This is a genomic window from Methanoregula sp., assembly GCF_028712425.1.
GTDB lineage: Archaea > Halobacteriota > Methanomicrobia > Methanomicrobiales > Methanospirillaceae > Methanoregula.
The window spans coordinates 1-22,697 of record NZ_JAQTQD010000015.1; the positions used below are offsets into that span (position 1 = coordinate 1).

32 protein-coding genes are annotated in these 22,697 nt (G+C 57.1%); 28 read left to right on the forward strand and 4 right to left on the reverse strand.

The features are described 5' to 3' along the window. The first annotated feature begins 341 nt into the window (after positions 1–341). From PHF39_RS09095 to PHF39_RS09130, 8 genes are all read left to right on the forward strand, one after another. Complete coding sequence (locus PHF39_RS09095; RefSeq protein WP_300223195.1) at positions 342–707, forward strand: ferritin family protein; 366 nt, start codon at positions 342–344, stop codon at positions 705–707. An 11-nt stretch (positions 708–718) separates the two neighbouring features. Continuing rightward, positions 719–1,507, forward strand: coding sequence for a family 1 encapsulin nanocompartment shell protein (locus tag PHF39_RS09100; RefSeq protein WP_300223197.1), 789 nt, complete (start codon positions 719–721; stop codon positions 1,505–1,507). A gap of 28 nt (positions 1,508–1,535) precedes the next feature. After that, a complete protein-coding gene (locus PHF39_RS09105; protein ID WP_300223199.1) occupies positions 1,536–1,886 on the forward strand; it encodes a hypothetical protein in 351 nt (116 codons plus the stop codon). A gap of 25 nt (positions 1,887–1,911) precedes the next feature. Continuing rightward, the gene (locus tag PHF39_RS09110; RefSeq protein WP_300223201.1) at positions 1,912–2,196 is read left to right on the forward strand and encodes a MarR family transcriptional regulator; all 285 of its coding nucleotides are present in this window, start codon (positions 1,912–1,914) and stop codon (positions 2,194–2,196) included. Between the two features lie 63 nt (positions 2,197–2,259). Further along, positions 2,260–2,829 (forward strand): DUF6448 family protein, encoded by a 570-nt coding sequence (locus tag PHF39_RS09115; RefSeq protein ID WP_300223203.1) that lies wholly within the window; start codon positions 2,260–2,262, stop codon positions 2,827–2,829. 2 nt (positions 2,830–2,831) lie between these two features. Next, positions 2,832–3,056 carry a ferredoxin gene (locus tag PHF39_RS09120; RefSeq protein ID WP_300223205.1) on the forward strand — a complete coding sequence of 75 codons (225 nt, stop codon included), beginning with the start codon at positions 2,832–2,834 and terminating at the stop codon, positions 3,054–3,056. Positions 3,057–3,077: 21 nt separating this feature from the next. Next, on the forward strand, positions 3,078–3,713 hold the full coding sequence (locus PHF39_RS09125; RefSeq protein WP_300223207.1) for a hypothetical protein: 636 nt from the start codon (positions 3,078–3,080) through the stop codon (positions 3,711–3,713). Continuing rightward, complete coding sequence (locus tag PHF39_RS09130) at positions 3,692–4,576, forward strand: type II CAAX endopeptidase family protein (protein ID WP_300223209.1); 885 nt, start codon at positions 3,692–3,694, stop codon at positions 4,574–4,576. The genes PHF39_RS09125 and PHF39_RS09130 overlap by 22 nt, the downstream gene beginning before the upstream one ends. A 13-nt stretch (positions 4,577–4,589) precedes the next feature. On the opposite strand, the gene PHF39_RS09135 is transcribed toward PHF39_RS09130, so the two are convergent. Further along, complete coding sequence (locus PHF39_RS09135) at positions 4,590–4,835, reverse strand: MTH865 family protein (RefSeq protein ID WP_300223211.1); 246 nt, start codon at positions 4,833–4,835, stop codon at positions 4,590–4,592. Positions 4,836–5,079: 244 nt separating this feature from the next. Here PHF39_RS09135 and PHF39_RS09140 point away from each other — a divergent pair, with 244 nt between their 5' ends. From PHF39_RS09140 to PHF39_RS09200, 14 genes are all read left to right on the forward strand, one after another. After that, on the forward strand, positions 5,080–5,937 hold the full coding sequence (locus PHF39_RS09140; RefSeq protein ID WP_300223213.1) for an IS1595 family transposase: 858 nt from the start codon (positions 5,080–5,082) through the stop codon (positions 5,935–5,937). An 87-nt stretch (positions 5,938–6,024) separates the two neighbouring features. Continuing rightward, positions 6,025–7,527: a DUF2193 domain-containing protein gene (locus PHF39_RS09145; protein WP_300223215.1), complete on the forward strand. Its 1,503-nt coding sequence runs from the start codon at positions 6,025–6,027 to the stop codon at positions 7,525–7,527. A gap of 42 nt (positions 7,528–7,569) precedes the next feature. Next, positions 7,570–7,779, forward strand: coding sequence for a DUF2180 family protein (locus tag PHF39_RS09150; protein WP_300223217.1), 210 nt, complete (start codon positions 7,570–7,572; stop codon positions 7,777–7,779). A 3-nt stretch (positions 7,780–7,782) separates the two neighbouring features. Next, entirely contained in the window at positions 7,783–8,523 is a 741-nt protein-coding gene (locus PHF39_RS09155) for an MIP/aquaporin family protein (RefSeq protein ID WP_300223219.1), read from the forward strand. 127 nt (positions 8,524–8,650) lie between these two features. Then, positions 8,651–9,262, forward strand: coding sequence for an isochorismatase family protein (locus tag PHF39_RS09160; RefSeq protein ID WP_300223221.1), 612 nt, complete (start codon positions 8,651–8,653; stop codon positions 9,260–9,262). Between the two features lie 209 nt (positions 9,263–9,471). After that, entirely contained in the window at positions 9,472–10,095 is a 624-nt protein-coding gene (locus PHF39_RS09165; RefSeq protein WP_300223223.1) for a small multi-drug export protein, read from the forward strand. Between the two features lie 573 nt (positions 10,096–10,668). Continuing rightward, entirely contained in the window at positions 10,669–10,950 is a 282-nt protein-coding gene (locus PHF39_RS13955) for a hypothetical protein (RefSeq protein WP_366144225.1), read from the forward strand. A gap of 90 nt (positions 10,951–11,040) precedes the next feature. Beyond that, entirely contained in the window at positions 11,041–11,262 is a 222-nt protein-coding gene (locus PHF39_RS09175) for a hypothetical protein (protein WP_300223227.1), read from the forward strand. A 33-nt stretch (positions 11,263–11,295) separates the two neighbouring features. Beyond that, positions 11,296–11,610 (forward strand): hypothetical protein, encoded by a 315-nt coding sequence (locus PHF39_RS09180; RefSeq protein ID WP_300223229.1) that lies wholly within the window; start codon positions 11,296–11,298, stop codon positions 11,608–11,610. A gap of 45 nt (positions 11,611–11,655) precedes the next feature. Next, positions 11,656–12,015 carry a DUF134 domain-containing protein gene (locus PHF39_RS09185; protein WP_300223231.1) on the forward strand — a complete coding sequence of 120 codons (360 nt, stop codon included), beginning with the start codon at positions 11,656–11,658 and terminating at the stop codon, positions 12,013–12,015. Positions 12,016–12,189: 174 nt separating this feature from the next. Beyond that, positions 12,190–12,345: a DUF5320 domain-containing protein gene (locus tag PHF39_RS13960; RefSeq protein WP_366144222.1), complete on the forward strand. Its 156-nt coding sequence runs from the start codon at positions 12,190–12,192 to the stop codon at positions 12,343–12,345. A 6-nt stretch (positions 12,346–12,351) separates the two neighbouring features. After that, a complete protein-coding gene (gene atwA, locus PHF39_RS09190) occupies positions 12,352–13,947 on the forward strand; it encodes a methyl coenzyme M reductase system, component A2 (protein ID WP_300223233.1) in 1,596 nt (531 codons plus the stop codon). Positions 13,948–13,995: 48 nt separating this feature from the next. Further along, on the forward strand, positions 13,996–14,895 hold the full coding sequence (locus PHF39_RS09195; protein ID WP_300223235.1) for an Mrp/NBP35 family ATP-binding protein: 900 nt from the start codon (positions 13,996–13,998) through the stop codon (positions 14,893–14,895). Positions 14,896–14,925: 30 nt separating this feature from the next. Then, positions 14,926–15,237: a hypothetical protein gene (locus tag PHF39_RS09200; protein WP_300223237.1), complete on the forward strand. Its 312-nt coding sequence runs from the start codon at positions 14,926–14,928 to the stop codon at positions 15,235–15,237. 25 nt (positions 15,238–15,262) lie between these two features. Here the strand turns inward: PHF39_RS09200 and PHF39_RS09205 are convergent, their stop codons facing one another. Continuing rightward, entirely contained in the window at positions 15,263–15,409 is a 147-nt protein-coding gene (locus tag PHF39_RS09205; protein ID WP_300223239.1) for a TraR/DksA C4-type zinc finger protein, read from the reverse strand. Between the two features lie 1,088 nt (positions 15,410–16,497). Between PHF39_RS09205 and PHF39_RS09210 the strand changes: the two genes are divergently transcribed. After that, positions 16,498–16,875, forward strand: coding sequence for a DUF5658 family protein (locus tag PHF39_RS09210; RefSeq protein ID WP_300223241.1), 378 nt, complete (start codon positions 16,498–16,500; stop codon positions 16,873–16,875). 226 nt (positions 16,876–17,101) lie between these two features. Here the strand turns inward: PHF39_RS09210 and PHF39_RS09215 are convergent, their stop codons facing one another. Together PHF39_RS09215 and frhD are read right to left on the reverse strand one after the other, a co-directional pair. Further along, the gene (locus PHF39_RS09215; protein WP_300223243.1) at positions 17,102–17,521 is read right to left on the reverse strand and encodes a ribbon-helix-helix protein, CopG family; all 420 of its coding nucleotides are present in this window, start codon (positions 17,519–17,521) and stop codon (positions 17,102–17,104) included. A gap of 579 nt (positions 17,522–18,100) precedes the next feature. Further along, on the reverse strand, positions 18,101–18,652 hold the full coding sequence (frhD, locus tag PHF39_RS09220) for a coenzyme F420-reducing hydrogenase, FrhD protein (protein WP_300223245.1): 552 nt from the start codon (positions 18,650–18,652) through the stop codon (positions 18,101–18,103). A 137-nt stretch (positions 18,653–18,789) separates the two neighbouring features. On the opposite strand from frhD, the gene PHF39_RS09225 reads away from it, so the two are divergent. The 5 genes from PHF39_RS09225 (at position 18,790) to PHF39_RS09245 (ending at position 22,689) form a co-directional block, all read left to right on the forward strand. Then, the gene (locus PHF39_RS09225) at positions 18,790–19,488 is read left to right on the forward strand and encodes a DUF4198 domain-containing protein (RefSeq protein ID WP_300223246.1); all 699 of its coding nucleotides are present in this window, start codon (positions 18,790–18,792) and stop codon (positions 19,486–19,488) included. Between the two features lie 116 nt (positions 19,489–19,604). Next, positions 19,605–20,645 carry a 5,10-methenyltetrahydromethanopterin hydrogenase cofactor biosynthesis protein HmdB gene (hmdB, locus tag PHF39_RS09230; protein ID WP_015284878.1) on the forward strand — a complete coding sequence of 347 codons (1,041 nt, stop codon included), beginning with the start codon at positions 19,605–19,607 and terminating at the stop codon, positions 20,643–20,645. 16 nt (positions 20,646–20,661) lie between these two features. Next, the gene (locus PHF39_RS09235; protein WP_015284879.1) at positions 20,662–21,150 is read left to right on the forward strand and encodes a DUF3236 domain-containing protein; all 489 of its coding nucleotides are present in this window, start codon (positions 20,662–20,664) and stop codon (positions 21,148–21,150) included. Continuing rightward, the gene (locus tag PHF39_RS09240) at positions 21,150–22,046 is read left to right on the forward strand and encodes a DUF1188 domain-containing protein (protein WP_300223250.1); all 897 of its coding nucleotides are present in this window, start codon (positions 21,150–21,152) and stop codon (positions 22,044–22,046) included. Before PHF39_RS09235 ends, PHF39_RS09240 begins: the two co-directional genes overlap by 1 nt. Next, positions 21,991–22,689, forward strand: coding sequence for a Nif3-like dinuclear metal center hexameric protein (locus PHF39_RS09245; RefSeq protein ID WP_300223252.1), 699 nt, complete (start codon positions 21,991–21,993; stop codon positions 22,687–22,689). Before PHF39_RS09240 ends, PHF39_RS09245 begins: the two co-directional genes overlap by 56 nt. Positions 22,690–22,697: the final 8 nt, after the last annotated feature.

A 22,697-nucleotide genomic window follows, 5' to 3' on the forward strand; every position in this document is an offset into this window, starting at 1 on the left:
ATACACAAAAGAACCCGCGGAAAAACCGGACCTGGTCAGTTCTCTTGCGCAAAAAAGCCGCACAACCCCCGTCACGCTCCTGTTCTCCGCGCACGATGTCCGGCACAACAGCGCCATTGTCTTAAAAAGGGTCCTGGAACAACAGGGGTAGATGGCAGTTATCCCCCCTCCGTTTCATTGCCATCCATACCTGCCCGTGATGGCCGATGTTTCACTTTTTGTTTCATAGCCTGACTTTTACAAAAGAGCCTATACCCTCCCGTTGTGCATCTGCATAAAAGCGGGGGGCAGGCAAAAGGCCCGCACCCCACCTTGCGATTAACCAGTGGAGTGTGAAAAAAATGCCGGAATTTGTCAATCCGTTCTCCGGGATGGTCCCGGAACGGAACCTGTCGTTAGCAGAACTGGTCCGGGCGCTGCGCCTTGACCTGGCCTCCGAGCACGAGGCGGTCCATACCTACCTTGCCCACGCCGATGCAACGGACAATCCCCTTGCAAAGGCGGTGCTTATCGATATCGCGAACGAGGAGCGGGTGCATGCCGGTGAATTTTCCCGGCTCATCGCCATCCTGACCGGTGACGAGGACGACCACCTGAAGGAAGGCGCATCGGAAGTCGATGCCCTGATCGCCTCGATGGCCGCCCCGGACCTCGCATCCCCGCAGGGTGCGGGTGAGACAACCATTGGATCCCTGAAACGATCCTAGGAGGAAAAACCATGGAGAAAGATTACCTGGGGCGAAACGAAGCGCCCATCAGTGCCGGGACCTGGAAACTGCTCGATACCACCATGATCGAAGCGGCAAAGAGCCAGATGACCGGAAGGCGGCTTGTCGGCATCGAGGGCCCTTACGGGCTCGGGCTCAAGGTCATCCCCCTGAGCGACTGCGAGATCGGGGAAGGTATCAGGAGCAGCCCGTTCATCCCGGTCCACCTGGTCAGCAGCTCGTTCTTCTTAAGCAAGCGCGACCTTGCAGCGAGCGAGAAAGACCAGATGCTCCTCGACACGGAACCGGTTGCGTCAGCCGCGATCGAGTGTGCCCGCGTTGAGGACGGGATCATCTTCTCCGGGATCCAGGACACCCCCGGGCTCCTGGGTGCCGGGGGACCAGCCTCGCTTGCCCTGACCAAATGGGACAAGATCGGCACGGCAGCGGACCAGATCATCAAAGCAGTGACCATGCTTGACGATGCAGGGCTCCACGGCCCGTACTGCATGGGGCTTGCGCCCTCCCAGTACAACCTCCTCCTGCGCCGGTACCCGCAGGGCGATGGCACCGAACTCGACCATATCCGGTCTATCCTTGGCGGGGACGTTGTCAAGGCGCCCGTCTTGAAAAAGGGCGGTGTCCTGCTCGCATCCGGCCGCCAGTACTGCTCGCTCGTGATCGGCCAGGACATGACCATCGGGTTCAACGGCCCGGCCGGGGATTCTCTGGAGTTCACGGTATCCGAGAGCCTTGCCCTTCTGGTCCGGGTGCCGGAGGCAATCTGCGTCCTGACCTGAAGAGGGATGGTATGCACGAGGTGACACCATGAAGGAATCAACAAAAGCACTCTTAAAAAAGTTCGAACAGGAGAACGAGGTCTATGTCAGCGCGACCGAGAAACTGACCTACTGGCTCGTGTACGCACGGGTCCCAAAGAGCAATGCAGAGGGCGTCCACCGCCTGCACCACGGCATCAAGTACGTGTCCGGCCCGGCCCAGGACGGCAATGTCCTTGTCCTCAGGGACCCGTTCATCTCCGATGCCTATAGTGCCGAGACCTGGGGAACGCTGGAGAGTATCGACGATTTCGTGGAGAAGGCACTTGCCCGGATCCGTGAAGAGATGACTGCCGGTGAGACGGGCAGCGCGGAATCCTGCGGGACCGGGTGTTCATGACGGAGCAGATCCTGAGGTGGAGATCATGAACCCGTTACCCCCGTCATCGAAGACCATGCTGAAGATCCTGGGCAAAGAGGGTGCGCTGACCCACAAGGACCTGGTGAAAAAGTCCAAGTGCTCCCCGAGGACCGTGCGCTTTGCCCTGCAGAGGTTAAAAGAGAACCAGCTGATCATCGAAAAGGCGAACATGCAGGACATGCGCCAGATCATCTACCAGGACATCAGGGTCCCGGTACGGAAGAACTGGCTGACAGAGTTCGGGCTGCGCTGCATGAATATACCCGACAGGGAAAAAGGCACCAGCTGAGTGCCGGGGAAAATGACCTTTCCTCGACAATGGAGAACAACATGATAAAACGAGTGATACCTGATGCCGCCTCACTGTGACACCCGTGATGGTCCCGTTGTCAGGGCCGCGATAACGGCGCTGAAGACAGGGAATATCAACCATGTATTGATCTGGATTCCCCGCGAATCGGAAAAAGAATTGAAGAACATCTTTGAGAAGACCCTCAGGGCAAGAAAAACCGGAAAAGAGGCCCAGGATGTAGCTGACGACTGGTTCTTCGAAAACGCCATCCGGCTCCACCGGGCCGGGGAGGGCGCACCGTATACCGGCATGAAACCTGCAGGACTCAGTGAAGGCCCGGTTGTCCCGGTGGCAGAGAAAGCGATCGGGACCGGTGATCCCACTGAGACGATCCAGCTCATCACAAAAACCATTGAGGAAGACCTTACCCACCGCTTCTCCCACGTGATGGCGAAGAAAAAGTTCGATGTCAATGACGTGGCCTCCGGCCGGGAGTACATTGAAGCGTTCATCGGCTGGGTGGTTTATTCCCACCACCTGTACATGTCGGTTGTTGAAGCAGGCGGACACGGGAAAGAGCATACGAAGGGATGCAAATGCCAGGAGCATGCGCCCGGTACTGGTGAATAACCATGAAGGTCCATATCGACCGGGACAACTGCACAAGTTGCGGCACCTGCTGGGATACCTGTCCGGCATTCTTCGAGATGAAGAAAGAGGACGGATTCAGCCAGGTCATCGAACAATTCCGGCTCAACGGTGATATTGCCCGGGGCACGCCACCGGATGACCTCGAGGCCTGCGCCCAGGAAGCCGCGGACCTCTGCCCTGTGCAGATCATCAGCGTAGATGACTGAAAGGAGAAGACGGGTAGGGATATGTTCATCGGGCACTTTGCGGTTGCCTACCTCCTCATCGCGCTCTTCCCGACAGTCCCGCCCCTTGTCATCCTCTTCGGGGTCAGCTTCCCCGACCTGCTCTGGCCGGTCCTGATCCTTACCGGCAGGGAGACGGTTACGGTCAGCCCCGACAGCCCGCTCCAGAATGCCATCGGGTTCACCTCGTACCCGTACTCCCACTCGCTCGTCACGGGCACGCTGATCGCGGCTATCCCCGGGCTCGCCATTGCGTATTTCGTGAGCCCGCTCGCGGGTGTTGTGTTTGTCGCAGCCTCGGCCTCGCACTGGCTCCTCGACGTGGTAACGCACCGGAAGGATCTCCCGGTCCTCGGCACCGGCAACGATACAAAGGTCGGCCTCGGGCTCTGGAATTATCCCCGGCGGGCGTTTGTCATCGAACTTATCTTCTATGTTGGCGTCACGGTCCTTGCGGTCCCGCCGGCGCTGGTCGTTCCGCTGCTCGCTCTCGGCCTCGCGTTCCACCTGATTAACGCGAACTCCTTCCTCGGGTTCTCGAAGAAGAATCCCTTCACCGCCCGGGGCTATGCGGTTGCGGCGCTTCTCGGGTTCCTCGCGTTCATCGGGATTGCCGCATGGATCTTTGGGGGCATGTGACCATGACGGGGGATGCCGGTCCGGGGGAGAGGGCCCACCTGCCGGAGAAACGGTCGCCCTGGACATTCTTCCTCCTCGTCTACCTGCTCTCGCTCCCGTTCTGGGTGACGAATCTTGTCTTCCCGCTGCACCTGCCGGTCGACAACCTCCCCGTGACCGACATCGGGGCAACGTTCACGCCGCTGCTTGCCGCCGTGATCCTTGTCTGGCACGAGGGAGAGCCCGGGGGTGTGCGCCGGTTCCTTGCCCGGGCGTTTGACTACCGGCGGATCACGAAGAAAACATGGTACCTGCCCGTCATCATCCTGATGCCCGCCCTCTACGTGCTGACCTATGGTGCGATGCGCCTCGCCGGGCTGCCGGTCCCTACCACCTGGGACATCCCCGTGTTCCTGCCGCTGGTATTCGGGCTGTTCTTCATCGCGGCAATCGGTGAGGAGATGGGGTACTCCGGGTACGCGACCGACGCCCTGCAGGCCCGGTACCCTGCGCTCACGGCCGCCCTCATCATGGGATCGATCCATGCGGCCTGGCACTGGCCGTCCATGATAGCGCTCGGCCAGCCCCCGGGGCTCTTTGTTATGGGCTCGCTCCTGACCGTGGGCTTCCGGGTCCTGACCGTCTGGCTCTACAACAACACCGGCGGCAGCGTCTTTGCAACGATCCTGTTCCACGCGGTGACCAACACCGGCCGGAGCATCTTTCCCGGGAGCCGGTCGGCCTACGAGATGGGCGATGGCGTGATCGGCTACGGCCTTATCCTGATTGCGGCCGTGGTTGTCGTGTTTCTCTGGGGCGGAAAGACGCTGGCCCGGTTCCGGTATGCCCGTGTGAAGCCTGACCGTTCGGGCCTGCACGGGTAAAAAAGGGAGATGCTCAGATCCCGGCCCGCTCAACAACGACATCGGCAACGGCCTTTGCGCTCCTGAACGGGAAGTCCGATGCTTTCAGCAGCAGTGCGGCTTCGCCAGCCGTCATCTTCAGGTCGCCTACCTGGCAGGTTGTGTTCTCCCCGTCCGGGAATGCTGCAATGAGGTCTGCCGGGGTCTTTACCGGGAACTTCGCGCCTTTGAGTGCCCCAACAATCTGTTCATGGACCTGTTTTTTCACAGACTTTGTCATGTTCTCGTTCACCTTCCTTTGATGAATGCCGGAAGATCACCGGGACATGAGAAAAACCCGGGGCCGGTTCTCATCTTTTGATGCAAACCCTGAAGGGATGGGGTGGCCCTGTCCCATGGCGGTTATGCGAGGGAATCGACGGCATTCCCTGGCGCCGGCTGATGCACCTTTTGGATGTTCTTACAAAATTTGAAAGGTTATTGCTTAATAACGACCACCACGATAAACTCAGGTGGTTGGATGGATGAACCTCATAGATCTCCAACGATACACGATATCCGAAGAGAAATCAGAAGAGTTCCTTCAGGTACAAGGCATTCTTCAACGATTTGAACAGTATCCCTATTGTGGGAACACCCGGATTGGTAGAGTCCGGCGTGGTAAGTACAAGTGTTACGGTTGCCGGAAGGAGTGGGGGCCTAGGCGAGGAAGTATCCTTGAAGGATTGAGAGTTCCCCTGGTCCGTGTCTTAATCTCCATCAAACTTTTCGAGTTGGATACATCCGTTCGTGAGGCTGCTCACCAGTTAGATCTGTCATATAACACAGTTTATGATCTCTTCGATCTGTTCAGGCAATCGATTGTCCGGGCGGACAATGATTCTTCATTCATTCTCTCCGGAGAGACAGAGATGGATGAGTCGTACTTTGGGGGGAGAAGAAAAGGTAACCGGGGCCGGGGTGCAGCCGGGAAGATCCCGGTGTTCGGTATCCTGGAGCGCGGAGGAAAAGTCCGAGTTGAAGTAGTTCAGAATGTTACCGGTGAGACTCTCCTTACCATGGCCATCAAGAAGGTGAAACGCGGAAGTCTCATTTACACCGATAAATTCCGAAGTTATAACGGCCTTATTTCATACGGTTTCCGTCATATGAGAATCGATCATGGGAAACGATTCGTCAATGGGAAGGTCTATATCAATGGTATCGAGGGTTTCTGGTCTTTCGCCAAAGAACGATTGATGAAATATCACGGGGTGAATCCAGGAAAATTCCAGCTCTATCTTAAAGAGTTGGAGTTCAGATATAATCACCGTCATCACGACCTTTATGATGATCTAGTGAAATGTATCTCTGAGTATTCTCGGGTGGCTTCTATTCAGTAATCACCTTTGAAAGGTGAACGATCCTTTATGGCCGCCACCGGCGATACCACGCAGTAGTCCGGTATACTGAGTTACCAGGAGGTTATTATGGAACAGGAAATTATCAAAAAAATGATCCGGGAGGCAATGGCTGCCCAGCACGCTGACGTGAACCAGGTGAAGAAGAAGCGCGGGCAGGCCTTTGTCATCGACGACACGAAGGCCTATGTCGATGCCGTCAAGGGGATGAAACCCGCCGGGAGCCAGAGCAAGGCGGTTTTTGCGCTGCACACCGACTCGGTCAATGCCCATTATGCGATCCTGAAAGGCCTGACAAACACGATCCGGCCCGAGGACGACCCGTTTGTCGAGCACTACCAGACGCCGGTCATCATGGAGATGCTCTACGATGCGGACCCGAAGTTCCGGAAGAGCGTGGATGCATTCATCAAGGCGGTCGGGAAGGCCGAGGCGCTCATCGGGAAGGAGTCGGCCCGGCGCTATGCCGGGTTCTACGGGCCCACCTGCGTCGTGGACTTCGCCCTGATCCCGGGGAGCAGCAGCAACATCGTCAACCAGATCTTAAAGACTGTCGACATCCCCGTTCCCCACAAGCAGACGATCCTTGCCGCGAAATCGTGGGCCATGAACACCTCGTACGGCATCGGTGATGTCTTTGCCCACGCGGTGGAAGGCGGGGCTACCCTTGCCGATGCGGTGAAGCAGGAAGTCTCGATGGTCCAGTCCATCTACGACACGCCGGTCGATGCGCAGGCAAAGCTGATGGACAGTGTCGGCCAGAACTCGTTCGACTGCCGGAAGTACATGAAGGAGTACCGGAAGAAGATGGAGGGTGCGGTGAAGGCCTCGCTCGATGAAGGCGTCCACTACGGCAACATCGTGACCGTGCCGGCCTACTGCGTTGGCGACATCGCCCACCACATCTCGCAGTCCACGTACAACATGTGCAAGGACGACGTGATCATGGCGGTCATCGAGTCCGTGACCGAGGTTATGGACAAGACCCTTTCTGCAGCTGCACCGAAGATGAAGACCGAGCACGAGGTGCTCTCGGTTGCCACCGGCTCGTCGGCGAGCGCTGCGGAGTACATCCTCGAACTCGACGGGTTCAACGCCATCATGGTCGTGGACATGCTCACGAAACGCTACCACAACTACGTCCAGCTCTACCCGAAACGCAGCGCCGCCATCGAGCTCCACAACTGCGACTTCATGGACATGATCTACCGGGGCTGGAAGATGGTGGACAAGGCCCGGCGCATGCAGGCAGCCGATGCCGGCCCGGTTGTCCCGAAGGTGGGCGGCTTCGCCATTGATCTCTCGCCGATCCACAAGAACGAGGTGCTGGCAAACCCGCAGAGGTACGCGTACCCTGCCTGCGCGATGACGGTCCGGTTCTCGGCCATGATGCGCCTCTCCGATTACCCGTGTCTCCTGACGAGCGAGCCGGTGACAGCAACCTTAATGACTAATATCATCGCACTTCACAAAGAGGCTGCAGCGGCTCCTGCACGGATCTGCAAGGACTGCGCATCTGCGGCCCTGATGGATTTCCGGCACTGCTCCTGCCAGTGGAAGGATGCGGTCTGAACCCGTTCCGGGATGATCCCGTGCCGGCATGAGGTGAGATTCATGAAGTGTTATGTCTGTGCCAGGGAAGGCAAGGAGAGCGACGCCGTAGCAGTCTGCGTTGCCTGTGGTATGGGGACCTGCATGAAGCATACGGTCCGCAGGGAGATCGATGTATGGGAAGGCGGCTATCCTATCCCCTCCCGTAAATTGCCAAAGAAGATGCCGCGGATGCTCTGCCCGGACTGCAGTGCGGCCTTAAAGGAGGGATAACCGGTGGCAACGCTGGCGAACCGCAGTATCGCTGAGGCTGTCGGGACGGCACTTCTTGTGTACTTCGGTGCCGGGGCAGCAGCGATCACGCTGATGATCGCAAACGGGACAAAACCCGCAACCCCGTTCAATATCGGGATCGGGCAGCTCGGGGGGCTCGGCGACTGGTTTGCCATCGGCCTCACGTTCGGTATCGTGATCGCCGTGGTCATCTATGCCCTTGGCCGGGTCTCCGGGGCCCACATCAACCCTGCGGTGACCATCGCCCTCTGGGCAACGAAGCGCTTCCCGGCCGGGGATGCCGTTGCGTATATCATCGCCCAGCTCATCGGCGCTGCGGTGGGAAGCCTGCTCTTCTTCCTGACCGTGGGGATGGACGCAGTCACCATCGGCGGCCTCGGGGCTACCACTCCCTTCCCCGGCATCGGGTACGGGCAGGCGATCCTGGTCGAAGCGATCGCGACCTTCGTGCTGATGCTTGCCATCATGGGCACGGCCGTGGACAAGAAAGCCCCGGCAGGGTTTGCCGGGCTTGTCATCGGCCTGTCCGTGACCGCGATGATCACCTCGACCGGGAACATTGCCGGAGCCTCCCTGAACCCGGCCCGGACGTTCGGGCCGTACCTCATGGATTTCCTGCTCGGCGGCTCGAACCTCTGGGGTTTCTTCCCGATCTACATCATCGGCCCGGTTGCCGGTGCCCTGCTCGCGGCATTCTTCTACGACCGGATCGCGGCAGAATAGAAATTCAGATCCTTTTTTCACGCACAGGCACGTTCCGGAAGCGTCTTTTGCCGTCGTAACCATTGGCACTATCCAAACGGTTATTGAAGCAGCAGGGGATATGCCGGGTATCCGAAGGTGAAAGACTATGCCAGCTGCAAAAGACGGAAAACTGGAACTGCTGAACGAGAAGAACAGCGCCCTGGTGCTCGTGGACTTCCAGCCCACGATGTTCTCCGGGATTGGGTCAAGCGACAAAACGATCATCCGGAACGCCGCTTACTGCTCGGCGAAGGCCGCAAGCATCCTCGGGGTTCCGGTCGTGCTCTCGACCATCAACCCGGACCACAACGGGAAGTTCATTGGCGATATCCAGAAGCTCTTCCCCAAAGAGGAGGCGATTGCGAGGAAGGTGCCGAGCTTCGACGCGTTCGAGGACGAGAAGACCTATGCCGCGTTTAAGAAGACCGGCCGGAAGAAAGTCGTTGTTGCCGGGCTCTGGACGAGCATGTGCTTCTGCTATACTGCGCTCCATGCCCTCCGCGACGGGTACGAGGTGTACGGCCTGGTGGACGCAGCGGGCGATTCAACCCCTGATGCCCACAAGTACGGGATCAAGCGGATGCTCCAGGCCGGGGTCATACCCATCACGACCGAGTCGCTGGTCTCGGAATGGATGCACGACTGGGGCAACCCGAAGGCCATGGACCTGGTCCGGGACGTGTACTCGCACTACGGGTACATGATCGGGCTGCAGTAGGAACGGGGAGGATCTCCGGATTTCCAAATCCTTTTCCGGGTGATGGAGGGGGTACCTGCTTCACCGCATGTGCCGGACCAGAACCGGCACACTACGAGTACCCCCCTGTTCCTGCAGTGTCGTTTCACAGGATCTGTCATCCTCCTCCTGCCAGGCCTGTTCAGTTTATCCCTGTGCCCGTGGTATTGATGGAATGAGGATTCCGGAGCATGTTCCCTGAGATTCCCCCGCTTTCCCCCAGGGCATGGCGGTTTTTTGCGCTTCTTTTCCCGGTAGCGGTTGCCGTCGCCTTCGTGGTCGTTCTTTTCCTCACCCTCCCGCAGGAGTTGTTCCTGATCCTTGACGGGCTCATTGTGGCCTATCTCCTTCCCCCTGCCGGCAAGGAGAGCGTGATCCCGGTCGGGATTGCCCTTGGCATTCCCTGGTGGTGCATGGCCCTTGCCATTGTTGCGGTTGACCTGATTGCCGCCCTCTTCATGGCGCTGAACTTCGATCTCCTGTACCGGCTCCCGTGGCTCGGGCGGCGGCTGTCCGATCTCACGAAAAAGACCCGGCAGCTCCTCCTCTCCCGCCGGTGGCTGGCAAGTCTCTGGTTCTTTGCTATAGTGCTCATGGTGATGGTCCCGGTACTGGGAAGCGGAGGCGTCCGCGGATCGATTGCCGGCCGGCTCCTTGGCCTCCCCACCCTGCTCACGATCCTTGCCATTGCCGCGGGATCGCTCATCGGGTGTTTTGGTATTGCCCTTGGTTCGGACATGGCACTCTCCTGGCTCTGCACAAACGGGACGCTCCCGCCTGAGGTTGTTGGGGCGGTGTGCGGGAGTGTACCTTGAGTCGCGGTTGTAGCGTGGTGACCGGGGCCGGGTACCTGCCTGCCGGTACGGTGGGGGGTCCGGAAAATCCCATCGCCGGTCCCCCGCACACACCAATCTCTGGATCGTAAACAGATCCTCAAACCGGGAGTTCCTATACTGTCATTTTTCCGGGGCAGTTTCAGCCCCTGTAGGGGGAAATGTATTCGGAAATCAGCCCGTTCCAAATCACTGTACTCTAATTCGCCAAAAAGTGCGATCCTCCGGAGACCGGTTTTTTAAAATGGACTCCGATTCGAAAAATAAGCCCGTAGCGTTGAGATACCTTTTCCGGAAATCCGACCTCGAAGAACGCTGATACGTTCTTCTCGACCTCCTGGTCTGACGACCAGTCGGTTTTCCAAAATAGCCTCCGAATCGAAAACGGAGCGATTAAAACGGATTTTCATTTATTGCTATTCCTGTAACAATGCCAAGGTTTTAACCATTTATGCGCATATGTGTAGTAAATAGCCTACGATCATCTGTGTTACTGCAAAAGGACCCACTCTGGACAGCCTCTTCGAACCGCATTTTGCCAGGGCGCCCTATTTTATTTTTTTTGATACCCGGACCCGGAAATCCGAAGCGATCAGAAACGGCTTCATTGTCCACGATACAAAGATCGGCCAGAATGCGGTACGGCTCCTCATCACCCGCAAAACCAAAACGCTGGTGACCGGGAGTGTCGGCGATAATGCCGGATGGCTCCTCCGCGGGGCCGGCATCAATCTCTGCCATTATGAAACCGCAGGTACCGTATCAGAAGCGCTGAGCACCCTGGTCCCCGGAAGTCCTGGAAAAAGCCGGGCACGGAAAGAGATACAGCAACGGTGAGAGGTTCTATCTGTGTCACAGAACAACATTTTAAATGATTTATGCGCATATGAGTAATTATCGTACGACAAGCGTACGGTTGGTGAACACATGCCAGAAGAGACCACACACACAACACCACAGCAAAACGACGATGACAATCTCCCCCTGCATACCTGTGCATGTGGAGAACAGCACCGGCACCGCCCGGGCAGCCGGAGCCACCGGGAAGAATGCACGTCCGAGAAAAAATTCGGCGACTCCTGCTGCTGCGGACCGGCGGCCGGTTCGGGAAACCAGCACCGCTGCGGCCACGGGCCCCGGTGCCAGTGAACTCCCCTCACCCTTTTTTTGGAGCCTTCGGCCATGCAACGTCATCCGGAAGTCCCCGAGCTGCTGGAGCAGTACATGGAAGCATCCAGAACAGCAGAGTGCTGGATAACGGTCCGGGAATTCCGTTCCTTTTTCCGGATGGACGAATCGGCAGGCCCCGCTATTTCGGGATTTCTCCAGCGGATCCACCATGGGCCGTTCTATGCGTGCCGTTACCGCGTGGCCCGGATGGAGAAGTTCCGCGACACTGCCCCGCCGTACCGGATCATCAAAAAGTACCTGGTACAGGCCCGGCCAGCCCCGCGGTCATCCCACATAAAGGGTGGAGTGCATAAGGAAAACCGGTAAACCTGTTATACTATTCAGGCTCCAGTATTATTCAGGAACAGCGATATGGCAGCAGAAGAGAATCCCGTAATGAACGAATGCCCACGGCGGGGGAGGCCCCGGGTGCAGCGGACGATTGCCGGCAACGCCGAGTCCCGCTGCTACAAGCCCTGCTGCTGCGAGGGGGAGGGCGAAGGGATCACCCTCCAGCCGGAGGAGCTCGAACTGATCCGGCTTATCGACCTCGAAGGCCTGGAACAGGAGGCGGCAGCCGAGCGGATGGGCGTTTCCAGGAAGACGGCGTGGCGCGACCTTCACGAGGCGCGCCGGAAGATTGCCGATGCGCTCGTGAACGGCAAGAGTATCGAGATGGGCGGGTGCACGAAAGCAGCCGAAGGCCGGTGCCCGAAGTGCCCGCGGGAATGATCCCGGAACAAAGAATCCTCTTTTTACCAAGCGGGCGGGATTGCCCGGTGCGCCGGATGCCCGGTAAGGCACCCGGGAGATGCACACCGGCGCCCGTTCCGCATGACTCCTCTTTGCTCCCGATCCTTAAATCTTTATGCTCATATGTGTAATAATTCCGTACAAGGAAGTATCATGCCGAATTATGACGGGACCGGGCCGCTGAAACGGGGACGAGTGGTTGGGAGGGGAATGGGCCCCTGCCACCGCAGCCCTGACAGCTGCATACGAAAGGAAGAGCAACCGGATTGCCCTGCAAAGGACCGGGTGGAAACACCTCCCCGGGAGTGAGAAGCCATGCCACAACCGTTTATCAGCGTGTCCGATCTCTGTATGGACTTTGACGATACCCGGGTCTTAACCAACGTATCCTTCGAGATCCCGGAGGGAGAGGTTCTCGGGGTCATCGGCAGGAGCGGCGCCGGGAAGAGCGTGCTGATGCACCTCCTCCGCGGCGTGGAACAGCCCCCGACCAAAGGATCGATCGTCTACCACATGGCAGCCTGCAACCGCTGTGCGTTCATGGATGTGCAGAGCCGGGCCGGAGGGAAATGCCCCGAATGCGGCGGGGAGCTTGTCGCGGTCGATGTCGATCTCTGGGACGAGAAGACAGACGGGATGAAGTCCCGGGTCATGAACCGGACCGCCATCATGTTCCAGCGCACGTTCGCCCTGTACGGCGACGACCGGGTGATCGAGAACGTGCTCCACGCGCTCGACGACATCCGGTACCCGCAGGAGCATGCGATCAACCGTGCTGCCGACCTCATCGACCAGGTGAAACTCTCGCACCGGATGATGCATATCGCCCGCGACCTCTCGGGAGGGGAGAAGCAGCGGGTGGTCCTGGCCCGGCAGCTGGCCAAGAACCCGGCCATGCTCTTTGCCGATGAACCCACGGGCACGCTCGACCCCGAGACGGCACAGCTCGTGCACGCAATGCTCCTTGAGGCCGCACAGAAGAACGCGATGGGCATGGTCGTTACCTCGCACTTCTCGCAGGTGATCGAGGATATGGCTAACCGGGCCATCCTGCTCTCCGATGGCGGGATCGCGGCCATCGGGTCCCCGAAGTCCGTCATCAAAGCCTTTGCAAAGGACTACCACGAGATCGAGGACGCGGGGCCGGCGGAGATCGGGGAGAAGATCCTTGCAGCGCGGGACGTGACCAAGCGGTATATCTCGGTTGACCGTGGCGTGGTGAAAGCTGTAAACAGCGTGACGTTCGATGTGGCAAAGAAGGAGATCTTCGGGATCATCGGGAAGAGCGGCGCCGGCAAGACCACGCTCTCGCGGATCATCTCCGGCATCATCGAACCCACGAGCGGGGAGATGAATGTCCTGATCGGTGAAGACTGGGTGGACATGACAAAGCCCGGCATCGACCAGCGGGGCCGGGCAAAGGAGTACATCGGCCTCCTCCACCAGGAGTACGACCTCTTCCCGCACCGCTCGGTCATCGACAACCTGACCGATTCGATCGGTCTCGAGTTCCCCAAGGAACTTGCAGTGCGAAAGGCCGTTGTCACGCTCCGGATGGCCGGGTTCTCCGAGGAGAAAGCAAAGGCCATCCTGAACCGGCTCCCCGGCGAACTCTCGGACGGTGAACGGCACCGGGTCGCCCTTGCCCAGGTGCTCATCCGCGAGCCCCGGCTTGTCATCCTCGATGAGCCGACCGGGACCATGGACCCGATCACAAAGCAGGACGTGAAGCACTCGATCCTGCATGCCCGCGACGAGATGGACGAGACCTTCATCGTGGTCTCGCACGACATGGACTTTGTCCGCGATATCTGCGACCGGCTCGCCCTGATGCGGGGCGGGAAGATCCTCTCCATCGGCCCCACGGAGCAGGTCCTGGCCCAGGTGACTGACGAAGAGGAGGCAGACTGATCACGAATAACCCCCCTGTTTTTTTGAAATTTTCCCTGAGATGAGACTATGACACAAGAGAAAGAGACACGAAAAAATCCCGATACCTGCGATGAGAACTGCACCGAGAACTGCGAGACCTGCCCGTCAAAGAAGACCGCAGGAGCGCCCAAAGGCCTGCCCCCGAAAGCAAAGATCGACGTGAAGCACGTCATCCTCGTGCTGAGCGGGAAAGGCGGGGTGGGCAAGTCCACCGTCTCCGTCAACCTCGCGTTCGCGCTTGCAAACCAGGGGAAGAAGACCGGCATCCTCGACCTCGACTTCCATGGCCCGAACATACCCAAGATGCTGGGGATCGAGGACCAGCGGCCGGCGGTTACCACCAATACGATTGAACCGGTCCCCGTGACCGGCAACCTCTCGGCGATCTCGATGGCGTTCCTGCTGCCGGATACGAGCACGCCGGTGGTCTGGCGCGGCCCGATGAAGATGACGGCAATCCGGCAGTTCCTTTCTGAAGTGCACTGGGGGGCGCTTGACTATCTCGTGGTCGACCTCCCTCCCGGTACGGGTGACGAGGCACTCACGATTGCCCAGCTCGCCCCCAATGTCCGCGGCGCCGTGATCGTGACAACCCCTCAGGAAGTCGCGGTCATGGACGCCATGCGGGCGGCAAAGTTCATCGAGAAACTCGATCTTCCGGTCCTTGGCGTGATCGAGAACATGAGCGGGATGGTCTGCCCCCACTGCGGGGGTTTTGTCGATCTCTTCTCCACCGGTGGCGGGAAGAAGGCAGCAGAGGACCTCGGCGTCCCGTTCCTCGGGGCGATCCCGCTGGACCCCGAGATGGTGAAGGCCGGCGACGACGGGCGCCCCTATATCCTGCGGCACGCGGACTCCCCCACGTGGAAGGCCGTAGATGCCGTAATGGAACGGCTGGTCCGGGAGATCGATGCACCAAAGGCATAGATCCGGCCTCCCATTTTGTTTTCAGGAGCCATGAGAAAATATAACGGCATCCCGGAACTGCTGGAGCAGTTCATGCAGGCAGACGGCTCTGACAAGCGGTGGGTGACGGTGCAGGAACTGCGCGACTATTTCGGCCTGACCCGGTACCAGTGCAACACGGTATCGGGGTTTTTGCGCCGGCTGCATGCCGGGCAGTTCGGGCAGTGCCCCTATGTTGTTGTCCGCGTTGATCGGGTGGCAGGGCACAAACCGGGCGATCCGCCACGGTACCGGTACCTGGTAAGCCGGAAGAACGATAGTACTCAGTCAATAACGGGAAAAGAAAAACCGGCAGAAGTATAAGCTCTGCCTGGAATCGATCCGGTTGTTACTGCCATCCCCGTCCATACTCGCCTGCACCGCGGATGCAGACAAATCTCCCGTCTTTCACCCGGGCACGGTGTTCGGCAACTCTCTCCCCGCAGGTGGCGCACGGGGATGTTCTGTGGGGATATAATTCCGCATAAATATCCATCTTTTTTTGGGTTATTATCCATCGGCATCTTACTATTTTGAAGGGATAGAGCCACACACATATCCGGTCCCACACAGATTCCTCCCATCCGGGGGGTTAACTGACACCCCTCCCCCAGTTTCGTTTGAACGTGATCATACCCCCCTGCCCTAAGGGTGGGGGGGTGTCCGGTATACCCCTCCCCCCTTTGACCGAAAGAGACCCCTCGGTCCCCTGTTTGAGCAGGGTTACCCTGACAGTTCATCGACGGGGAACTGGTCCGGAAATACCGTTCAATAATGCACATCTCCCAAAAAAGTGGTGGGGGGTATCCGGCATACCTCCCCCCCATGGTGCGCTGCAAACCGATCATACCCCCCCACCCGGGGCCAGGGGGGGATGCCTGACACCCCCTCATGCAGCTTGAAATTGTACGGTTATGGCGGTTCCGAGTGATCGCAGGCGTGGAGTCTTACGTCGTGTGAGGATGGTGAGAAGGTGGGTTGGCGCCGAGACTGAGGGAAGGGGGGGTATGCGGGAGACCCCCCCTGCCTGTTGCGGTTCAAACTAATCATACCCCCTGCTGGTTGATCCATGGGCTGGATTCCCTTTGGGGAGTATTGCATGAATGGTCAATCCTGATTGGTAGACGATTGCGTTAGAAACTCTATATGCCTTGTCTGACAATTTTATTGTGTCGCGATGCGATATGCACCAGAAGTATCGATTGGGCCCCCCGGCTGGGTGTACGTTGCATTGTGACTGATTATCGGGCGGGGGAATAGTTCGTCACTCCTCTGTCCGTCTCTTTTTTTACAGACGGGGTTGTGTTGCGGGATCAATCCGGAAAAGCGAGGGTGGTACTTCCTTTTTGTTGCGATTTCAGACAATCATACCTCCCTGCCAGTTCCCGGATCGGGCACTCTTCCCGTCCCTTCGTGAGTTCCCGCGTGCTATGCTGAGCAAACAAAAAACGTAGCACCCGGTACTACCGTTCTCTTAACAGTGCATAAAAAACGCGAAAATCCGGGTTGAATCTTAATTTTAGCGTTAAATTGAGGTTGTAATGACAAAAAAGGATTAATATAAGCACGTTTTTAGTATCTGCTATGCCAGCAGGAATCATGGTACCCGGGCTCCGCTATCCTGTCCGAGTTAACCAGACCCCGGAAAAGGACGCGGCACGCCGCATTATTGAGCTCGTGCTCATTCTTGGCTCATTGTTCCTGCTCGATATCGTGACAACGGAGATCATCCTCCTGATGGGCGGCGTCGAGCTCAATTTGTTCATGGTCGCCGTTGTGGCAAGTCCCCTGGTCCACCTGGCACTCAAGGCTGCAATCCTGGCCGTGATTATTATCGTTGCACTGGTTGCAGAGAGGCAGGTGCGGGGCTCGGGGGTGTTCTTCTACTGCATGCTCATCACGATGTACATCTTCGTTGTCGTGAACAACGTGTTCGTGATCCTGCCGCAGGTACTGGGGTGAAATGCAGGGAAAAGTCCCGGTTAACAGGATTTTTGCTCATTTTGTGGGTTTTGTCCGGGGTTGGTAATTATGCGAAATACCGGCCGGGCTTAGTCTGTCATTTATGATTATACGGGTGGGGGAGGTAGCACCCCCTCCTGGGGGGCAAGGAGGGGTGGATAAGGGATCCATCATTTGGATTTTAAAACAGTATGGTTGGGGGAACCTTCAGCTGGGGGCGGAAGGACTATGACAACGATACCGTTGTGATCCGGACGGACTCAATCCCCTTCTTTTCCGCCAGTGAATCGGCCAGTTCACGAAGTTCCGTACTTGTTCCCCTGACAACCATGATCTCTACCCGGCGTTCTTCCGATACCTGTCGCATGAAGATTGTCTGGATTGCGTCCCTGTACTGATTCCGGATATCGGAAATGAACTCAAAAAGATTCGCGGTCCTGAAATTGTAGACGATTGTAATGACACCTTTACGGAGGCCCGTTGAATCGGAAATCCACTGGTTGTTGATGGTATAGATCCGGATAGCATCGCGTATGCCTTCGGAACGGGATGTGTATTGTCGGTATTTCAGGATTTCATCGAATTGCCCGAGCAGGTTATTGGGGAGGGATACTCCAATACGGCAGAGATAGTCTTCGGTTATCATGGTTATAGGTAGTCTCTCTTTTCTCTCCACCATTTCAATCTTATGAAATCTTATTTTTTTAATACTATATAAGAATACTATACATAATCTCAATTACTATCCGACCGGTTTATACCGGATATCTTGAGGTCTTCATGATTGTTCTCCGGGTGGGTGCCGTAGCAGGTTCCGGGATATCATCCAGCATCAGCAAAAATCTCCAATATCTTTATAAATGTAATATATAATCATACAAAAAAGAAAAAACTTAATACTTTATATGCTGAATTTTGTACGGTGACGGAATATAAGCCTCACCGGAAATCACTCCGATGTTCACGGGTTTCTCCCAGTCTACTGGCGAAAGGTAATTTTTGCACGTCCCTTTTTTTTATATCGCCCATGAAGAACCCGGATCCCGTTTTCTTGTCGGATTGACCGATGAATTCGGCGATCAGCGATCTCTGTCACGCCACGGTCCGGGATTACCGGCGTCATAATCCCCCTCTCATTCAAATACCACGACCTGCCCGGGGTAGAGTGCCTGCCTGCAAGATCCCGTTTCCGGCCGGGGAAAAATGTGCCGCTGTGGATTTCAGTTCAGTTGTCTCCGGTGAGCCCGATAGCGGTTTTTTGGAGGATGCAACAGAGCGGGCAGCTGGTGTCCATGTCCAGAAGCTCCAGGACTGTTCTGGTTGCCATGGGGATCGCCCGGGCAACCTCATCGGAAAGGTCAATTTTCAATTCAGGCCAGGTATTCTCCCGTGGCTGGCACCCGATAATCGTGATTTTGATATGCGGAGCAAGATCGCTCAGAGCTGCGATTATCCCCCCCGGCTGCGCATCACGGATACCGGCAGGAACGGGATATGACAGGTTGAAAACACGGATTGTCCCGGGTTGTGCACCAAAATCGGCGCAATCGATGACGATAAGGTGTTTTGTGGCAGCCGGATCGAGGATATCGAAGATCATTGCCGGCCCGCTGGTCCCGGCATCGATTACCCTGATGTTCTCCGGGAAGTAAAATCTCTGCAAGGCTTCGGCAACAGCAGGCCCGAACCCGTCATCGCCAAAAAGCGGGTTGCCGCATCCTGCGATGACTGTCTCAGTATACAGAAGAAATTCCCTGTTATCGGTATCCCCTTTCATCGGGCCATCTCCATTATGTCATTTTGCATATAATGTTATTAAATTTTGCTACGTTTTAACAAATTTTTAATACTGTGCCTTTGCAATACTGGGTTATGTATGATGTGCCCGGACAAGGCCAGGACTCCCTTTTGCGTATGGTTAATGGACACGAAATATGGCTGGAGGTTGCACAGCGCGCTGATCGCGGCTTGGATATCGAGATACTCTACGGGGACTGCATGCGTACAGACGGCAGTATTGACATGTCCCGGATCGTGTCCCGGGTATTTGATCCGGATGGATTGGAGATTATACCGGAAATGAAGAGTGTCGATACGCGCCATTTCCTGGAACTGAAGGCAGTCAAAGACGGGTATTATACATCGTTTGCCGATCTCAATCCGGTGCTTATATCCATTTCCCAGACTGCCGGTTGCAAACTCGGGCCCCGGAGGTGTTATGATGATATCGTGTATGCCGGAGCGTTTCGCCAGATGGCAAAAATCATCATTCCTTTCGGCAATACCGGGGGCGCCCCTCCCGGGCACATTCATGGAATCCTCGACATTATTCCCCGGTCCGCACATCTGGTTGCCGGAAGGGAGATTGCCCTTTCCCTGGTGTACGAGGGAAATCCGGTTTCCGGTGTCTGCGTGGAAGCCGTTTCAAAAGAGCAGGGCCGTATCGCTGCACGGGGGAAAACGGGTGCAGACGGGATTGTTTGTCTCCCGGTTTCCGGCCCGGGTACCTGGATGTTCCTCGCCCGCCATCGGGACCGTGCAAAATCGATGGCAGATGAATTCGATGAAACGGTCTTTGTCACGACCCTGGTTATGGGGACTGCTCCTGTATGATCGATAGAATCGCCGCCGATCCTGTCCGGTATCACGGTGTCCGGGTAAAGATAGAATAATGTATATTGTATCACTTCTTAATAATATTTTATTTATTCATCATACGTGGTGTTAATATGATTAAGAAAATTATTAAAAAAATCCGGGGGGGAGAACGGCCGGATACCCATGAGATACTAGCGCTCTTCCATATCACGCGCGACGAAGATCTCGCCAGCCTGAGCAGGGCTGCATTCCTGATTAAGAAGGAGCATGGAAAGACCATCAAGCTGACCTCGACAGTCCATCTCACCAACCAGTGCCAGGTTACCCCAAAATGCCATTACTGCGGTTTTGCCGCAGGGACCTCTCCTTCCGGTTATTTCCACCCGTTTTTCAAGACCGATGATGAGATCCGGGAAGCAGTAATGAATATCGGGAGGTCGGGCATACCCCGGGTAAGCTGCTCCGGTGCACATGGATATGGGGGCAGGCAGGCCGTGAATGCCGCCCGGATCGTCAAGGAAAATTCTTCGCTTGAACTTCTGATCAACGTGGGTTCCGATCTTACGAAGGAGTCCGTTGCATCTCTTGCACGCTATGGGACAGACACGGTCTGCTGCAACCTGGAGACGGTAAACCGTTCCATTTTCCATGCAATAAAACCAGGTGAGACCCTGGACCGGCGTATAAATGCCTGCCGGATGATCTCGGACAACGGGATCGAGCTCTCCTCTGGTCTGTTGATTGGTATCGGTGAATCCTGCGAAGACCGGGTACGGCACCTGGACTATCTCTCCGCTTTCGATACTCTCGGGGAGATCCCCATCATGGGGTTCAATCCCTATGCCGGCACACCCATGGAGAATCATCCCCCGTGTTCCCTGAAGGAGCAGATCAAGACGATTGCCATCACAAGGATCCTCTACCCGGAGATACGGATCACCGTTCCGACCCCTACGATAGGCCCGGAGAACCTGAAGTACCCGCTCCTTGCCGGGGCAGACAATGTGGCAACAGTGATTCCGGATCAATACCCCCTCCCTATCAAAGGTGTGGGGTCGCCGGCCTTTGGAACCCTGGCCGGGGTGCTGAAGGTAATCCGGGATCTCGGCCTGGATCCCCAGATAACCCGGCAGGAAATCCGGCACGACGCCGGTCTGCCTACCCTGAGCTGAGGTGGCCCTCGTGTTTATGGAGGATCTGATACGGGGAGCATACCATGAATCCCTGGCAGGCGCCCGCAAAGGCGATACCGATGCTGAACTGGAAGCAATCCGCCATTATATCCGCGGCGCAAGGACCATCATCGTTCCTAATCGTAACACCGTCAAGATATCCGTTATCAATACCGTCCTTGCCGAATTCGGGCTGCCCCGTGCCGTTCACCTGCACTGTGACACCAACTGCTGCGATATAAGCCGGATGCCGGCACTGACGAAAGCGCTTATGGCGCTTGATATATCGGGGTGCGACCTGGTCATTGCCCGGGGACGATTAGGCATGCCCGGATCGGGATCGATGCTTGTAATCCTCGACAACCGGGGCCGGATACTGACGGCGGGACTCTCGCCATCCCACAGTATCCATAAAAAACCCGTGGAACTGGCCGTCCATGATGAGATGGTGATGGCGCTGGAGCGTATCGGGCTCACCAGTCAGTTGGAGAGGCAGGATCCGTAATGGCAAGATCTTCTCTGCCGGAATACGGTATCACCCATGCGGTGCGTACCTGCACCTCCCGCGTAATGCTGGCCCATGTGATGAACTCCGTCATATCGACCAAGGCCCGGGCAGTGGCCGCCTGGCTGGCCGATCGCGGACGGGAACCCCGCAATGCTCTCATCATCGGAACGTATCTTACCGGCGCGGGAATTGCAAACAGGCTTATCGGAAAATGCCCGGTAACCGTCCTTGATGTCCATCCTCACCTGAACTGCCTGCTCCACCCGGGAGTATCGTTCACTACCTCTCTTGAAGAAGTAACGGGCCGGACCTGGGATTTTGTCATTGATACCAGCGGGATTGGGGGTATATCCCCGGAGGATATCCATCGTCTTCCCCGTTGCAGGACATTCGTGACAGAGGACCCGGCATCCGACGGGAGCGATACGATGATCCGCCAGGTACGGCAGTGCTGGGAGAGAGCCGGGAGTATCCTGGCCGAGGAAAAGGGCATCCTGCGTACCGGCGGCCTGGCTGCGAAAACGTCCGGGACAATGACTCTCTCGATGGGCGTGCTACGGCATGCCATGGCCGCCGCGCATCGGCAGGAGGGGGTCCTTTACTGTACCGCACCGATGGAATTCTCCGAACGGATCCTTTTTGGGGACCGGGACCCTGCACGTTTTTTCGAGAGCCTGGAACGCCCTGCGCTTACCGTTTCCTCGCTGACAGATGTGGATTGCGATGCCCTTGTCTGGGGAACCCTTGAACGGCTGAAGTCATATGTTGCCGGTGTCCGGGGAGGTGATATGCTTGAAGGCAACGACATTGTTCAGAAATGTGGAGGAAATCATCCCCTTGGATCTGTCGTTGGCGGGAGATCGGGTTGGTTTTATCGGCCCGGGAGACGCTGACGGCCTGGCAGTCCGACACATCCTCATCTCTCTTGATTATCCCCTGGAAAAGGATCTTGGCGGGACAGATCTGGGGGAGTATGATCTCCTTATCCTGCACCATCCTCCGGTATGCGAACCGGAGATCCCCACCTATGTCATCCATTCCAACTGGGACGTGCTGAAAGGCGGTGCCTGCGATGCACTGGCGGATTGCCTTGATATCGCGGTCGACGGTGTCATGGATCCCGCGACCGGGATTGGGAGAACCGGTACAATCCGGGGCGGACCGGTACCGCTCCCGAGGTTCACCTGGGAAGTCATGGGCAGACTCCGGACCGATGATATACGGATTGTCAATTACCGGCATGACTGCAGGATCGGGACTGTCGGCCTTGTTTCAGGGTTCGGGTTAAATCCCGATCTCATTGCCCTTGCAAAGGAGTGCGGCGTCGATCTTTTCCTTTCAGGGGATCTCACCCATAAGGGAGCGGTACTGGCACAGAATCTTGGCATCGTACTGCTGGATGCCACCCACCAGGCAACCGAACTCCCCGGGCTTGTCCGGCTGGCTGAGGTGATCTCCCGTGCAGGCCGGGTTACGGTACGGCTGGCCGAATCATCCCGTCCATGGAGGTCCGCGGCCCTGAAACATAATTTTTAACAGAATCC